The following is a 14152-nucleotide window of genomic DNA, read 5'->3' on the forward strand; positions in this document are numbered from 1 at the left end:
ATGATTCGTCAAGGAGTTAGGGTCGGCGCATGGCGGAGCGCACCCGGCCGGACCTCGCGGCGATGCTCGGCGGCCTGATGCGGCGGCTGATGGCGGCCGAGGCGCCGGTGCTGGCGGAGCACGGCCTGAGCATGTGGGGGTACGTCGTGCTGAGCGCGCTCGACGACAGCCCGGTGCGCACGCAGGCCGCGCTGGCGCGGGCGATCGGCGCGGACAAGACGCGGATCATCGGCACGCTGGACAAACTGCAGGAGGACGGCCTGATCAGCCGCGACCCGGATCCGGCGGACCGGCGGGTGCGGCTGCTGGCGATCACCGACGAGGGGCGCGCGCGGCGGCGGGCCGCGCAGAAGCAGATCCAGGCGCACGAGGACGAACTGCTGGCCGGGCTGCCCGCGGCCGACCGGGCGGCCTTCCTGCGTGCCGCGCAGGCGCTGGCTAAAGACCTCGGCTGAGGGACTTCAGCTGGTCGATCGCGGTGGCTTCGCCCTCGAAGTCGAGGCGGACGGCGTCGCGGCCGAAGGCGAAGAGCAGGATTTCCAGCGGGGCGCCGGTGAGGGTGACGGTGCCGGGACCGGTTTTCGCGGCCACTTCACCGTGACCGGGTGCGCGCAGGAGCACCCCGACCGGCGAGTTGCGCAGGGTGAGCTTCGCGATCGCCCGCACCGAACGCCAGGCGGCGGCGTCCCGTGCCGCGTCGGCCGGACGGGGTTCCCAGTCCGGCCGGCCACGACGCGCGTCCTCGTGGTGGACGAGGAACTCGGCGCTGTTGACCAGTTCGTCGAGCGGGGGCAGGCGGGTGGGCCAGAACCAGGCCGGGCCGGAGCGTACCCGGTCGACCAGCTTCTCCCACGGCTCGGCCGCGTACCGCCGCTGGACGGATTCGGTGTGGGAAGCCAGTGCGGGCACCATGATCCCGGCGGCCGCGTCGGGCCGGTGCTCCCGCACGACCAGGTGCGCGGCGAGGTCCCGGGTGCGCCAGCCCTCGCACAACGTCGGCGCGTCGGGCCCCAGCTCCTCGAACAGTCTGCACAACGCACGACGCTCGTCAGCGGCAACTCCCATGCCCGCGACCCTACCCGCCGTTCGCCGAACGGGCCGCGCCGTGCTGGTACCCCGACCCGGGCCGGTGGGGCACCACGCTGGGGGAGTCGCGGGTGGCGGCCGGGTGGCGGGCCACCGGGTTCGGGCCGGGCCGCAGGCCGAACGGGTCCTGGCTGAGGTACCGCTCGACCTCCGGGTCGTAGTACCGGTCGAAGTGGTAGTGCAGCCCGCTTTCCGCGTCGGCGTCCCAGCACGGCGCGTCCCAGGCGGAGGCCTGCCAGCGCAGGGTGCCGTCGTCGTCGAGCAGCTCGGTGGGCACGCCGTCGGCATCGGTCACGATCGAGCTGAACGCGTCGGGCCCGGACTGCGCCACCAGCCGTCCGTCCCGGTCGTGGGCCAGGGTCACCACCGACCGGGTACCGCCGGAGCGGGTCAGCCGTTCGACGATCTCCGTGCCGCTCCAGGCGAAGCGCGTTTCCTCCACCACCGTGCCGGACGCCCACCGCTGCTTCGCGAACCGCCTGCCCAGCGCGTCGTACAGGTACGTCCACCGCGCGCCGTCCGGGGTCGTCAGCTCGGTGAGCCGGTCGAGCCGGTCCCAGGTGAAGGTCCACGCGCGATCCCCCGACCGGCGTTCGGTGACGCGGCCCTGCCGGTCCGCGGTGTACCGCGTGCCGCCCGCCTCGAACAGCTGGTTGCGGTGGTACGTCCGGGTCTCCGCGCCGGCCCTGGTGATGTTGCCCGCGGTGTCGTACCGGTACCGCAGGGTGCCGCGCGGGCCGGTGCTCTCGGTGATCCGCCCGAGCGCGTCGAGCCGGAGCCGGGTCGGACCGGCGGCCGAATCGTCGATCGCGATCAGCCGCCCGTCGATCCGGTAGGTGAACTCGCGCTTCTTCAGCACCTGCTCGCCGTGGGCCAGCAGCTGCTCGACGAGCTGGTCCTCGGCGTCGAACCGTTGCGCGAGCACGCGGAGCCCGTCGACGAACCGGGTGCGTTCCCGGCCGGCCGCGTCGCGCTCGATCCGGATCTCGTGCCCGGCGAAGGTCAGGCCGTCCGGTCGCCACGCACTGTCCACACCGGACGGTGTGCGCCGGCGCGGCCCGGTTTCGCCGTAGCGCCAGCGCACTTCGTGGCCGTTGATCGACTCGGCGAGCACGCGGCCGAGCGCGTCCCGGCGGATCTCCAGCACGGAATCGCGGTTCGCCGCGTGCACCAGGCGGCCGAGCGGGTCGTAGGCGTAGGTGGCGGTGTCCTCGGCGGTTCGCTGCTCCACCAGGTTGCCGAGCCGGTCGTAGCCGAACTCGGTGACCTCGCCGAGGCCGTTGGTCAGCCGGGTCAGCTGGCCTGCCTCGTTGTAGTCGAAGCTGATCCGGCGGCCGTCGAAGTCCTCCTCCTCGATCGGCCTGCCCGCCGGATCGTAGGTGTAGCGCCAGGTCAGCCCGGCCGGATTGGTCACCGAGGTCAGCCGCGCCCGGCCGTCGTAGGTGTAGGTGGTGCGCCCGCCATCGGCGTCGATTTCGGTGGTGAGCAGGCCGAACCGGCCGTAGTGCCGTCGTGAGACCTGCCCGGTCGCGTCGCGGTGTTCGATCGGCTGGCCCTCGGCGTCGAACCGCCACACGTCGCGCCTGCCCAGCGGGCCCTGCCGCACCGCCCGATGCCCGGCCACGGTCCAGCCGAGCCCGACCGTGCCGCCGGACGCCGTCTTCGTGGTGCGCGGCCTGCCGAAGGCGTCGCGTTCGGTGACCGGCCCGGCGTCTGGCGGCTCGTTGGCGAACGGGTCGTCCGGCGCGGCCGCACGCCAGGGCGCGGCGACGCCGATCGGCTCGGTCAGCGGGTCGACGACGGTCCGAGCCCGCACCGTCCCGTCCTGAGTGGACAGTTCGCCCGAGGTGTACGAGAGCACCGATCCGTCCGGCCGGATGACCCCGGTCAGCCCCTCGTCGTCGTGGGTGAACAGCGTGGTCCGGCCCAGCGGGTCGGTGCGCGAGAACAACCTGCCCTGCTGGTCCCAGCTGTAGCCGTGCCTGCCGCCGAGCGGGTCGACCTCCTCGGTGAGCCTGCCCGCTTCGTCGAACCGGAACTCGGTGGTGTGGCCCAGCGCGTCCGTGTGCCGGGTGGCGCGGCGATCGTCGTCGTAGGTGTACGCGCCGGAGAAGTACCCGTCGGCGCCGATGGTCCGCACGCAGCGGCTACCGGGGTCGTAGGCGTAGCGGTACCAGGTGCCGACGCGGTCCTGCCAGCCGATGAGCCGGTCGCTCAGGTCGTAGTCGAACGACATCGGCGGGCCGCCGGCGTTCGCCACCTGCACGAGCTGCCCGAGCCGGTTGTAGCCGAAGCGCACCACGGCGGTGGTGATGCCGTCGCCGAGCACGTCGATCCCGGTGATCCGGCCGTCCGCGGTGGTGAACCGGACCTCCTGGCCACCGGCGCCGCGCAGCACACCGGGCGCGCCGCTCTCGGTGTACTCGATGGTGGCCGGTGGGCTGCCGGGGTGCTCGATGGCGAGCAGGCGCCGGACCCCGGGCTCGGCACCCGGTTCGAACAGCAGGGTGCCGTCCGGGGTTTCGACGCGGTGGCCGTCCGCGCTCCGCCGCAGCGGGTCGCCAGGGCCGGTCACCGGGTGCACGGCCTCGGTGCCGGTCGGGTGCGGGTAGCAGCGGATCCGGCCGTCGGCGGTGAACAGGCGCAGGTGCAGCTCGTCGACCAGCAGTTGCTGGTCCACAGTGGACGCCCAGGAGGCGCCGAACCAGCGGCCGGCGCGGTAGGACGAGCGGTGGAAGCGCCGGAGGACCAGGTCCGGGCGGCCGGTGAGGGTGAGATCGGCCTGGGCCAGCACCACCTCCCCGGTGGCCACGTCGACCGGCTCGCGCGCCGCGGCGAACAGGGGATTGGCCATGCTGGTAGTCAAGGCAAGCCCGGGCGCCGGGACAACAGCCGGGTGCGGAGCGTGCCCGAGCGGTCGCTGATGGTTGCCCGATCATCCCTCGGCCGTTCGGATCCACTGTGGACGGTTCAGCCGGCCTGCTCGTGCCGGGTGCCGGGGTGGTGCGGGGCGAGTTCGCGGGCGGACCGCTCGGCGTGTGCCGCGCACAGCAGCCGGTCGCCGCCCTCGGTGCCGGTGAGCAGGGACGACGCCGGTTCGGTGCAGCCGTTCCGGTGGCTCCCCAGCCAAAACCGCCCGCAGTCCTCGACGGTGCACCAGGTCCAGTCCGCGGTGGTGGCCAGCGCGAACCCGTGTTCCGGGCAGATCACCCCTGGCCAGCCGCAGATCGGGTTCCGCCGTTGTGCGGCCGGTCGGACAACGGCCGGGTGGCGGCCGCTCCAGACGCGGAAAAACCTGATCATTCCGGCCCCTTCCGCCTGGTCGACACCCCTGTCGCCTGCGGGCACCATGCGGGAGAACGGCGTTCCGGTCAACCGCCCGAATCGGGCGGATAGCTCATCACCAGCAGCGCGCGGCCGCCGTCCGGCCCGGCGGCGTAGACGTGCGACGCGGCGCCGTCGAAGTGCGCGGTGTCGCCCGGTGCGAGGTCGAGGAGGTGCCCGGCGGGACCGCAGCTCACCGTGCCTTCGACGCAGTGGACGAGCTCCCGCGTGCCCGGATCGTGCGGGTCGCTTTCGAACCGCGAGCCGGGCGGCAGCACCAGTTCGAAGACCTCGGTGCGGTGGTGGCTGTGGTCGGTCTGCAGCAGCCGTCCGCGCATGCCGCCGGTGGACTCGACGATCGTGCCCTCGCCGGCGCGCTGGAGCCGGGCGGGCGCGGCGCCGGACCGCTCGATCAACTGCCCGACGCTGAGCCCGAGCGCGTGCCCCAGTTGCCACAGCGTTTCCAGGGACGGATTGCCTTCGCCCGCCTCGATCCGGGCGAGGCTGGTCTTGGACAGGCCGGTGAGCCTGCTCAGTTCGCCGAGCGACTGGTTGTGCGCCTTGCGGTGGCCGCGCACCGTCTCGGCGAGGTGCCGCGCGGCGGCGGCCGACGTTGACCGGGTATCCATCGTTCCCTAGATTGGACGTATCGTAACTTCTGTGTGACGCAGTCTAGCGCGAAGGAGCGCCGATGCACGACGCGATCCGGGCTTGGCTCGAGCCGCGTGCCGACGAGATGGCGGACCTGCTTGCCGACCTGGTCGCGGTCGAGACGGAGAACCCGCCGGGCCGTGACCTCGGTACCTGCGCGCGGGTCCTGCGTGACGCGATGGCGCGCCTGGGGCTGGCGCCCGAGGTCATCGAGCTGCCGCCGTCGGGGGAGCTGGCGGAACCGGCCGTGGTGCGCGGGACCGCGGGCGCGGGGGAGAAGCTGCTGTACTTCCACGGCCACTTCGACGTCGTCCCGGTGCAGGACCGCGGTCAGTTCACCCTCGTCCGCCGGGACGGGAAGCTGATCGGCCGGGGCACCGCGGACATGAAGGGCGGCCTGGTCAGCATGCTCTACGGCGCCGCGGCGGCGCGTGAGCTGGGCTTGCTCGGCGACGGCCGGATCGTGCTGCACCTGGTGTGCGACGAGGAAACCGGCAGCGTCGCGGGGGCCGGGTACCTGCGCGAGGCGGGGCTGATCGACCCGGCCGCGGTGGCCATGGTGACCGCCGAACCGAGCGGCGGCCGGATCTGGCACGAGGCCTGCGGGGCGATCTCGCTGCGGGTCGACGTCCGGGGCCGCGAGGCACACGTCGGCCAGGCGAACACCGGGGTGAACGCGTTCGCGCACCTGCTCCACGTGGCCCGGCCGGTCGAGGCGTACGCGGTGGAGCTGGCCGCGCGGGACTCCATGGTCGTGGTCGGCGGGCAGGCCGGCGGCGGGGCCAGCTTCAACGTGGTGCCGGGCTCGGCGTTCTTCACCGTCGACAGCCGGTACCAGCCGGAGGAGGACCTCGACGCGGAGTTGAAGCGCCTGACCGGGCTCATCGAATCCGCCGCCGCGGAGATCGGTGCCGATGTGTCGGTCGAGGTGACCCAGTTCCAGCCAGCCGCGGGCACCTCGCGGGCGCACCCGGCGGCGGTCGCGCTGGCGCGGTGCGTCAGCGAGGTCGAGGGCGCACCGGCGCGGTTCGACCGGTGCGAGGGCATCCTGGACATCCGGTGGTACGCCCAGCTCGGCATCCCGGCGTTCGCCTACGGTGCCGGGCGCCTGGACGTGTCGCACGGCCCCGCCGAGTACGTCGACGAGGCCGCGCTGCACCGGTGCGCCGCCGTCTACGCGTCCTACGCGGCGACGGTGCTCAGCCGCTGACCGCCTGGATCGCCGGGATCCGGATGGCGCGGCGGGCCGCGCCGAGAACGGTGCCGAGGGTCAGCAGCGCGGCGATCGCGACGATCACCCCGTAGATCAGCGGGCTCTGGTCGGGGATCACCGAACCCGTGCGCAGGATGCTGTACGGCACGATGGCGGCCACCGCGGCGAGCGAGCCGAACAGGATGCCGGTCACCGCCAGCAGCGTGCCCTCCACGCTCACCATGCCCAGTACCTGCGGCGGCGTCGAGCCGGCGAGGCGTTGCGTGCCGAACTCCGCGCGGCGGTGGGTGATCGCCGCGGCCAGGGTGTTGATCACCATCACCGCGGCGAACAACGCGATCATGCCGACCACGACGAAGTTCAGTGTCTCGATGCTCTGGTGCTCCGGCGCCCGCACCACGTTCGCCGAGTTCTCGATCGCTTGCAGGTACAGGGTTCCGGTGGCGATGCCGGTGAACAGGATGACCGCGATCAGGCCGTCGGCGAACTGCCGGGTCCGCTGGCGGACGGTGAGCACGGTCAGGTAGCCGCCGACGCCGGTCAGCGTGCGCACGGGGGTGCCGACCACGGCCAGTACCGCGCGGGCCAGCGCGGGCGAGAGGACCGCGAGCCCGATCGAAGACAGGATCACCGCCTGCCCGGCGACGGCCATCACCTCCAGGCCGCCGTCCTTGAACACCGTCGCGGTCAGCACCCCGCAGTTCAGCCCGGCCAGCAGGAGCAGCACCCCGAGCACGACCCGTTTCCGGCTCATGCGCGGGTTCGCGGTCACCGCGAGCATCGCCTGGCGCGCGGACACCACGGCCGCGCGGCGGGCCGCCACCACCGCGGCGAGCACGGCCGCGGTGAGCGTGATGCCGAGCCCGATGGTCAGCGCCAGTACGCCGAACCGGTGCTCCGCGCCGGGCGCGACCTGACCGGTGTCGATCAGCAGGCGCAGCAGGACTTCGCCGCTGAACGCCGCGGGCACGATCGCCAGCAATCCGGCCACCGCGGCGATCACCGCCGTTTCCCCGGCGATGAGCCGCACGGTTTGCGCGGGGGTGGCGCCGATGCTGCGCAGCAGCGCCATTTCCCGGTTTCGCTGGCGCACCAGGAGGGTGAGCGTGGAACCGACGGCGAAGGCGACGATGATCAGGCCCCAGCCGCCGACCACCGCGGCGACCAGGTTCAGCGTGCGGGCCGAGGTTTCGTCGACGCCGGCGGCGGTGTCCATCATGGACGCGAAGGTCATCAGGATGAAGGCGCCGAGGAACAGCGCGAGGAAGCTGGCGACGAAGCCGCCGGTGCGGTAGCGGAGTGAGCGCAGGGCGAGGAAGAACACGGCTCACTCACCCGCCGCGATGGTGTGCCGGCGGGCGCCCAGGTGGGTCATCAACTCGGCGACGTCCTTCGCGCTGGGGCGGTGCAGGTGGTCGACGATCCGGCCGTCGGCGAGGAACACGACCGAATCGGCGTAGGCGGCGGCGACCGGGTCGTGGGTGACCATGACCACGGTCTGGCCCAGGACGTGCACGGCGTCGGCGAGCAGGGCGAGCACCTCGCTGGCGGTGTGGGTGTCGAGCGCGCCGGTCGGCTCGTCGGCGAAGATCAGGTGGGGGCGGGCAACGAGGGCGCGCGCGATCGCGACGCGTTGCTGTTGGCCGCCGGACAGTTCGGGCGGGCGGTGGTCCAGGCGGTCGCCGAGTCCGGTGCGCACCAGCACTTCCCGGACGAAGGTGTCGTCGATCTTCTTGCCCGCCAGGCGAAGGGGGAGCGTGGTGTTCTGCCAGACGGTGAGCGTGGGCAGGAGGTTGAACTGCTGGAACACGAAGCCGACGCGGGACCGGCGGAACTTCGTCATGGCGGTCTCGGTGCCGTGGGTGAGCGGGGTGCCGTCGATGAACACCTCGCCGCCGCTGGGCTGGTCGAGCCCGGCCGCGCAGTGGAGGAGCGTGCTCTTGCCCGAGCCGGAGGGGCCCATCACCGCGGTGAAGGTCGCGGGGGCCAGGGTGAGCGTGGCGTTGCGTAAGGCGTGCACGGGGTTTTCGGGTGTGCCATAGGTTCTGCTCACCCCGACGAGCCGAAGCGCCGGTCTTTGGTCCATCGTGCTGCCCCTCCCACTTGGATGCGGCAACGCTACGAAGGGCGGGAGGTGGCGGCCATGGGGCGTTCCCCCGTGCGCACGGTGAGGACAGCCCTACCGGGGCCCGGTTCGGGTGGCGCGGCTTTGGTGGCGCATGGTTCGGTGGGGCGTAGTTCGGTGGGCGTGGTTGAGTGGCTTAGTGGACAAGTGGCTCAGCCACTAGACCACTGAGCCACCTGGCCACCCAGCCACTGAACCAGCGGGCCACTGAACCAGTGGGCCAGTGGGCTACCGGACACTGTGGCCTCCGAGCCTCCGAGCTCCCGGGGCTGCTCGGCGGGCGTCGGGTGGGTTAGTCGTGGGAGGTGCAATGGGCGCGGGGGCACCTGGGCACCGCCGGTGGTTTCGGCGCCTCTGGCCGGGTCGTGCCGTGGCCACCTGGCGTGCGCGGGTGGCGTGCCCGCTGCCGGTCAGTGGCGGTTGCGGGTGAACTCGGCGATCTTGCTGCGCCGGACCGTGCCCAGGTGATCGGCCATGGCCTGGTCGGCGGCCGCCGGGTCGCGGCGGCGCAGGGCGGTGACGATGTCCCGGTGCTGCCGCTGCCCCAGCGCGATCTCCTCCGTGTTGTGCTGGTGCATCAGCGGGTTGTAGATCCGCTGCACATCCAGCACCTGTTCCAGCAGGCGCGACATCGTCCGGTTGTTGCCACACGCGCGCAAAGCTTCGTGCCACGCCACGTTCAGCGGGCGGATTCGCGCCCGGATGTCCGCCGCGGCCGGCTCGTCCGCTGCCCACAGCTCCCGGATCAGCTGGTCCAGCTCATCGGTCAGGTCTTCGAGCCGGGCCAGCTGCAACTCCCCGGCGGCGGTGGCGGCCCGTTCGGTGATCGCCCGCTCCAGCACGATCCGGGTGTCGAACACCTCCAGGATCTCCTCCGGCGTCAGCTCGTGCACCACATAACCCCGCGTGCGCCGGGTGATCAGGCCCTCCTGGGCCAGCCGGGCGAGCGCCTCGCGCACCGGCGTCCGCGAGACGCCGAGGCGTTGCGAGAGCGGGGTTTCCATCAGCACGGACCCCGGCGGCAGCTCACGCTCGAGGATCATGCCGCGCAGCCGCTGGTACTGCGCGCTCGCGGTGTCATCTGGTCGCATCATGGACAAAAGCGTATACGTTCCGCCGCCTGATGCGTGGTCAAAGCGGCATTTTCCCCGGTGTCCACATACCGGAATGGATACACAAGTCGTTGACATGAACACACTCGCCGACCAAGACTCGATCACACGCGAGCCAGCCGGCCGCGGTCAGCCGAGTGACGGAGCGCGCCATGCCAACACCCCGCCGGACCGGACTGCTGGCCGGGCAGCTCGCCCTGCTCGCCGGGGTCCTGGTGCTCTGCGAAGCGCTGGTCCGCGGCGGCGTGGTGTCGAGCCTGTACCTGCCCGCGCCCACCGACGTCTTCGGTGAACTGACCGGTCTGCTCGCCGGCGACGACGGCTTCTACGGCAACCTCGCGGTGACCCTGCAGGAGTTCCTCGCCGGTTACCTGCTCGCCGTGGCCGCGGGCATCCTCTTCGGTCTCTTCCTGGCACTGGTCCCGCTCGCCGAGGAGTTCTTCCGCCCGTTCCTCGCCGCGCTGATGGCGGTGCCCAAGGTGACCGTGATCCCGCTGCTGACCCTGTGGTTCGGCCTCGGCCTCGGCCACAAGGTGATCATCGTCTTCCTGTTCTGCTTCTTCCCGATCGTCTACAACACCATCGCCGGGGTGAAGCAGACCGCGGCCGAACACCTCAAGGTGGCGCGCTCCTTCCGCGCCAGCCGGGTGCAGGTGATCACCAAGGTGGTGCTCCCCTCGGCCGTCCCGACCATCTTCGCCGCGCTGCGGGTCGAGGCGGCCGCGGCGCTGGTCGGCGCGATCTTCGGCGAGATGGTCGCGTCGAAGGCGGGACTGGGCAACGGATTGACCGAGGCCACCTCGCTCTACGACACACCGAAGGCGTTCGCCCTGATCATCCTCATCACCCTCGTCTCGGTCGTCGGCGTCACGCTGATCGACCAGCTGGAACGACGGGTGTTCCTCAAGTGGCGGCTCCGGCAGACCCGGTTGCGCTGAGCGCTTTCCCCGAACCAGGAGGCATTCCCGACATGTTCCGCACGACGAAAAAACTGGCCGCGGGCGCACTGGCGGCGGCGCTGGTGCTCACCGGCTGCGCGGCGGACGTCGAGCGCACCGCCGACGGTCTGGTCAAGCTCACCTACGCCTCCTTCGCCGGTCCGAGCGGCCTGCCCGCGAAATTCGGCAAGGAGAAGGGTTTCTTCGCCGAGGAGGGCCTCGACGTGACCTTCGTCGAGGCGCAGGACCCGGTGGGCCTGGTCAGCAGCGGCGACGTCCAGATCGCCGACTCCGACACCACCTCCGCGGTGATCGCCGCCGGGAAGTCCGCGCCGATCCGGATCGTGTCCTCGATGTACCGGACGAAGGGGCCGTTCTACCTCATCGGCGGCCCGAATGCGAAGACGCTGGCCGACCTCAAGGGCAAGAAGATCGGCATCGGCCGCAAGGGCTCCGGCATGGAGGTCTACACGCGGTACATCCTGAAGCAGAACGGGATCAGCGAGTCCGAGGTGACGCTCATCCCCACCGGCGCCTACCAACCCGCCTACGCCGCACTGGAAAGCGGCCAGGTGGACGCGACGATCATCCACGAGCCGTTCGTCTCGCTCGCTGAGTCCACCGGCGTCGGCACGCTGCTCGCCAAGGGCTGGGACTACCTGCCGAACTTCCACACCGGCGTCGAGATCACCTCGGCCCAGTTCGCCCAGCAGAACCCCGACGTGGTCAAGAAGTTCCTCAAGGCGTACTTCCGGTCCGCGGTCTACGCCAAGCAGAACCAGGCCGAGTTCCGCGACTACGCCGTCTCACAGATCAAGGTACCCGCCGAGGTCGAGGACAACGCGCTGCGCCGCGAGGACCCGATCTGGGAGAACCGCCCCGAAGTGGACACGAACGCGTTGCGCGAAACCCAGGAGATCCAGCGGGAACTGGGTTTCCAGGACACCGTGTACGACACCACCGACGTGGTCGACAGTTCGTTCCTGCCGAGTGCGGAGGAGTTGCGTTGAGCGGGTTCGCGGTCTCCGGCGTCACCAAGACCTTCGACGACACACCCGCGCTCGACGGCATCGACCTCACCGTCGACGAGGGCGAGTTCGTGGTGCTGCTCGGGCGCAGCGGGTGCGGCAAGAGCACGATGCTGGAAATCATGGCCGGGCTCCAACCGGCCACCGAAGGCACGGTCCGGCTGGCGGACAGGGAGATCACCGGCCCGGACGACCGCATCGGCGTGGTGTTCCAGGACCCGTCGCTCTTCCCGTGGCGCACCGTTGCCCGCAACGTCGAACTCGGCCTCGAACTGGCCGGAATGCCCAAGGCGCAACGGCGCACCGTCGCCCGCGAGCACCTGGAACTGGTCGGCCTGCCCGACGCGGGCAGCCGGTACCCGAGGCAGCTCTCCGGCGGGATGCGCCAGCGCGTCGGCATCGCCAGGGCGCTGGCGACGCGGCCCGAGGTGCTGCTGATGGACGAGCCGTTCGGCGCGGTCGACCACCTCACCCGGTTGCAGTTGCAGCGGGACCTGCTCCGCCTGTGGTCCGACGACCGGCGCACGGTCGTCTTCGTCACGCATGACGTCGCCGAGGCGCTCGTGCTCGCCGACCGCATCGTGCTGCTGACCCCGGGACCGGGTCGCATCGCGCGGACGTGGGAGCTGACCGAGCCGAGACCGCGTGCGCTCGACGACCCGGCGCTCGCGGCACTGCGCCAGGAGATCTACGCCCACATCGAAGGAACACAGGAGCAGCACGCACCATGAGCACCCCCAGGCAGCCCTATCCCGGCCTCCGGCAGCGGCGGCAGCGGGAGCTGGCGGAGGAACTCGCCGCGACCCCCGCGGCCACCTCACCGCACACCGGCGCACCCGCCGAGACGATCGGCCGGCTCACCGACCGGCTCGGTGAACTCCGCGACGACCTCACCGCGTTGTCGCTGGACCTCCACGCCCACCCCGAACTCGCCTACGCCGAACACCACGCGGCGGCGGCGATCGCGAAACTGGTGCGGGAACACGGAATCCCCGCGGAGGTAGGTGCCTACGGCCTCCCGACGGCGATCCGTGCGGTCGCCGGGAAGGGCGGGCCGCGCATCGGCGTGGTCGCCGAATACGACGCGCTGCCCGGCATCGGGCACGCCTGCGGCCACAACATCATCGCCGCCAGCGCGGTCGGTGCTTTCCTCGCCCTGGCGCACGTTCTGGACGAAGGCACGGTCGAGCTGATCGGCACGCCCGCCGAGGAAGGGGGCGGCGGCAAGCAGCGGATCCTCGACGCGGGCGGGTTCGACGAGATCGACTTCGCGCTGATGGTCCACCCCGGCAACATCGACGTCGCGGGCAGCCGGTCGCTGGGGTTCCGGCAGGTGGCCGTCACCTACCGCGGCCTGGCCGCGCATTCGGCCACCGGCCCGCACTGGGGCGTCAACGCACTCGACGCCGTGGTCACCGCGTACAACGGAATTTCCCAGCTGCGCCAGCACATCCTGCCCTCGGACAAGGTGCACGGCATCATCACCGACGGCGGGCAGGCGCCCAACGTGGTGCCGGAAACCGCGTCGGCGGTGTTCTATGTGCGCTCGCTCGCCCTGGACACCCTCGCCGACCTGCACACCAGGGTCGACGCGATCCTGCACGCGGCGGCGAGCGCGACCGGCACGGTGGCGGAGGTCAGCTGGGACAACGCACCCGCGTACCTTCCCCTGCGCGCCAACGACGTGCTCGAAGCCCGGTACGCGGTGAACCTGGCTTCGCGGCGCAAGGTGCTGCCCGCCTCGGCCCGGCCCGCCGACGAGGTGGCCTCCACCGACATGGGCAACGTCAGCGTTTTCGTGCCGTCGATCCACCCGATCATCGCGATCGCGCCGCGCGGGGTCGCCAACCACACGGCCGAGTTCGCCACCCACGCGGCCGCCGAAACCGGCGTCACCGCGGTGCACGACGCCGCGGCGGGCATCGCCGCCACGGCGGCCGACTTCCTGTCCGACGAACGGCTGCGGGCCGACGCCCGCGCCGAATTCGACCGCGCCGGCGGGCGGTTGCGCCTCGCCGACGCCCTTGGCACCCCGAAAGGCAGCGCAGGATGACCGAACCACTGCTCGACCACCTGGTCTACGCCGGGCCCGACATCGACGCGCTGGTCGCGTCGTTCACCGAGCAGGCAGGGGTCGCCCCGGTGCTCGGCGGCAGGCACGTCGGCCGCGGCACCCGGAACTACCTCACCGGGCTCGGCGGCAACGCCTACCTCGAACTGATCGGCCCGGACGACCCGCGGGCCCCGAAACCGGCCACCTTCGGCATCGACCGGCTGACCGGCCCGAAGCTCGCCGCCTGGGTGGTCCGGCCCGCCGACATCGAGCACACCGTGGCCCAGGCGCGGAAACTCGGCTACGACCCCGGTGACATCGGCCCGCTTTCGCGGCGCACGCCCGAGGGCACGCTGCTGGAGTGGCGGCTCACGCCCAACCGCGGTGACCGCTTCGGCGGACTGGCCCCGGCGCTGATCGACTGGCTCGACGCCCCGCACCCGACCACGAACGACCTGCCGGTGCTGCCGCTGGTTTCGTTGCGCGGCACGCATCCCGACCCCGACGCCGTCCGGGGTGCGCTCGACGCGCTCGACGTCGAACTCGACCTCACCGAGGGCACGCCGGCGCTGGAAGCCGTGCTCGACACCCCGAACGGCCGGATCACCCTCCGCTGACGCGG

The 14152-nt window shown here is 71.8% G+C and carries 14 protein-coding genes; 7 read left to right on the forward strand and 7 right to left on the reverse strand.

The genetic code is table 11. From position 1 onward, the window contains the following. Positions 1 to 29 precede the first annotated feature (29 nt). Positions 30 to 455, forward strand: a complete 426-nt coding sequence (locus JYK18_RS24770) for a MarR family winged helix-turn-helix transcriptional regulator (protein ID WP_206805349.1) — start codon at positions 30 to 32, stop codon at positions 453 to 455. Here the strand turns inward: JYK18_RS24770 and JYK18_RS24775 are convergent. The 4 genes from JYK18_RS24775 to JYK18_RS24790 form a co-directional block, all read right to left on the reverse strand. Then, positions 439 to 1065 carry a TIGR03085 family metal-binding protein gene (locus JYK18_RS24775; protein ID WP_206805358.1) on the reverse strand — a complete coding sequence of 209 codons (627 nt, stop codon included), beginning with the start codon at positions 1063 to 1065 and terminating at the stop codon, positions 439 to 441. The two genes, JYK18_RS24770 and JYK18_RS24775, sit on opposite strands and share 17 nt — an antisense overlap. 10 nt (positions 1066 to 1075) lie before the next feature. Beyond that, entirely contained in the window at positions 1076 to 3940 is a 2865-nt protein-coding gene (locus tag JYK18_RS24780) for a DUF6531 domain-containing protein (protein ID WP_206805360.1), read from the reverse strand. 116 nt (positions 3941 to 4056) lie between these two features. After that, positions 4057 to 4389: a hypothetical protein gene (locus tag JYK18_RS24785; RefSeq protein WP_206805361.1), complete on the reverse strand. Its 333-nt coding sequence runs from the start codon at positions 4387 to 4389 to the stop codon at positions 4057 to 4059. 68 nt (positions 4390 to 4457) lie between these two features. Next, positions 4458 to 5039 (reverse strand): helix-turn-helix domain-containing protein, encoded by a 582-nt coding sequence (locus tag JYK18_RS24790; protein WP_206805369.1) that lies wholly within the window; start codon positions 5037 to 5039, stop codon positions 4458 to 4460. Positions 5040 to 5101: 62 nt separating this feature from the next. On the opposite strand from JYK18_RS24790, the gene JYK18_RS24795 reads away from it, so the two are divergent. Continuing rightward, positions 5102 to 6271 (forward strand): M20/M25/M40 family metallo-hydrolase, encoded by a 1170-nt coding sequence (locus tag JYK18_RS24795; protein ID WP_206805371.1) that lies wholly within the window; start codon positions 5102 to 5104, stop codon positions 6269 to 6271. On the opposite strand, the gene JYK18_RS24800 is transcribed toward JYK18_RS24795, so the two are convergent. The 3 genes from JYK18_RS24800 to JYK18_RS24810 all read right to left on the reverse strand — a co-directional run bounded on the left by JYK18_RS24800 (position 6261) and on the right by JYK18_RS24810 (position 9493). Then, on the reverse strand, positions 6261 to 7598 hold the full coding sequence (locus tag JYK18_RS24800; RefSeq protein ID WP_307796043.1) for an FtsX-like permease family protein: 1338 nt from the start codon (positions 7596 to 7598) through the stop codon (positions 6261 to 6263). The two genes, JYK18_RS24795 and JYK18_RS24800, sit on opposite strands and share 11 nt — an antisense overlap. Positions 7599 to 7601: 3 nt before the next feature. Next, on the reverse strand, positions 7602 to 8360 hold the full coding sequence (locus JYK18_RS24805; protein WP_206805374.1) for an ABC transporter ATP-binding protein: 759 nt from the start codon (positions 8358 to 8360) through the stop codon (positions 7602 to 7604). A 449-nt stretch (positions 8361 to 8809) separates the two neighbouring features. After that, positions 8810 to 9493 carry a GntR family transcriptional regulator gene (locus JYK18_RS24810; protein ID WP_242582053.1) on the reverse strand — a complete coding sequence of 228 codons (684 nt, stop codon included), beginning with the start codon at positions 9491 to 9493 and terminating at the stop codon, positions 8810 to 8812. Positions 9494 to 9663: 170 nt separating this feature from the next. Here JYK18_RS24810 and JYK18_RS24815 point away from each other — a divergent pair, with 170 nt between their 5' ends. From JYK18_RS24815 to JYK18_RS24835, 5 genes are read left to right on the forward strand one after another with little or no spacing between them, the layout of a single operon-like run. Then, a complete protein-coding gene (locus tag JYK18_RS24815; protein WP_206805376.1) occupies positions 9664 to 10449 on the forward strand; it encodes an ABC transporter permease in 786 nt (261 codons plus the stop codon). A 32-nt stretch (positions 10450 to 10481) separates the two neighbouring features. After that, positions 10482 to 11459, forward strand: coding sequence for an ABC transporter substrate-binding protein (locus JYK18_RS24820; protein WP_206805377.1), 978 nt, complete (start codon positions 10482 to 10484; stop codon positions 11457 to 11459). Beyond that, positions 11456 to 12208, forward strand: a complete 753-nt coding sequence (locus JYK18_RS24825) for an ABC transporter ATP-binding protein (protein WP_206805379.1) — start codon at positions 11456 to 11458, stop codon at positions 12206 to 12208. Before JYK18_RS24820 ends, JYK18_RS24825 begins: the two co-directional genes overlap by 4 nt. Then, positions 12205 to 13530: an amidohydrolase gene (locus JYK18_RS24830; RefSeq protein ID WP_206805381.1), complete on the forward strand. Its 1326-nt coding sequence runs from the start codon at positions 12205 to 12207 to the stop codon at positions 13528 to 13530. The genes JYK18_RS24825 and JYK18_RS24830 overlap by 4 nt, the downstream gene beginning before the upstream one ends. Next, positions 13527 to 14147, forward strand: a complete 621-nt coding sequence (locus JYK18_RS24835) for a VOC family protein (RefSeq protein ID WP_206805384.1) — start codon at positions 13527 to 13529, stop codon at positions 14145 to 14147. The genes JYK18_RS24830 and JYK18_RS24835 overlap by 4 nt, the downstream gene beginning before the upstream one ends. The last annotated feature ends 5 nt before the right edge of the window (positions 14148 to 14152 follow it).

The sequence above is a fragment of the Amycolatopsis sp. 195334CR genome (genome assembly GCF_017309385.1).
Taxonomy (GTDB): domain Bacteria; phylum Actinomycetota; class Actinomycetes; order Mycobacteriales; family Pseudonocardiaceae; genus Amycolatopsis.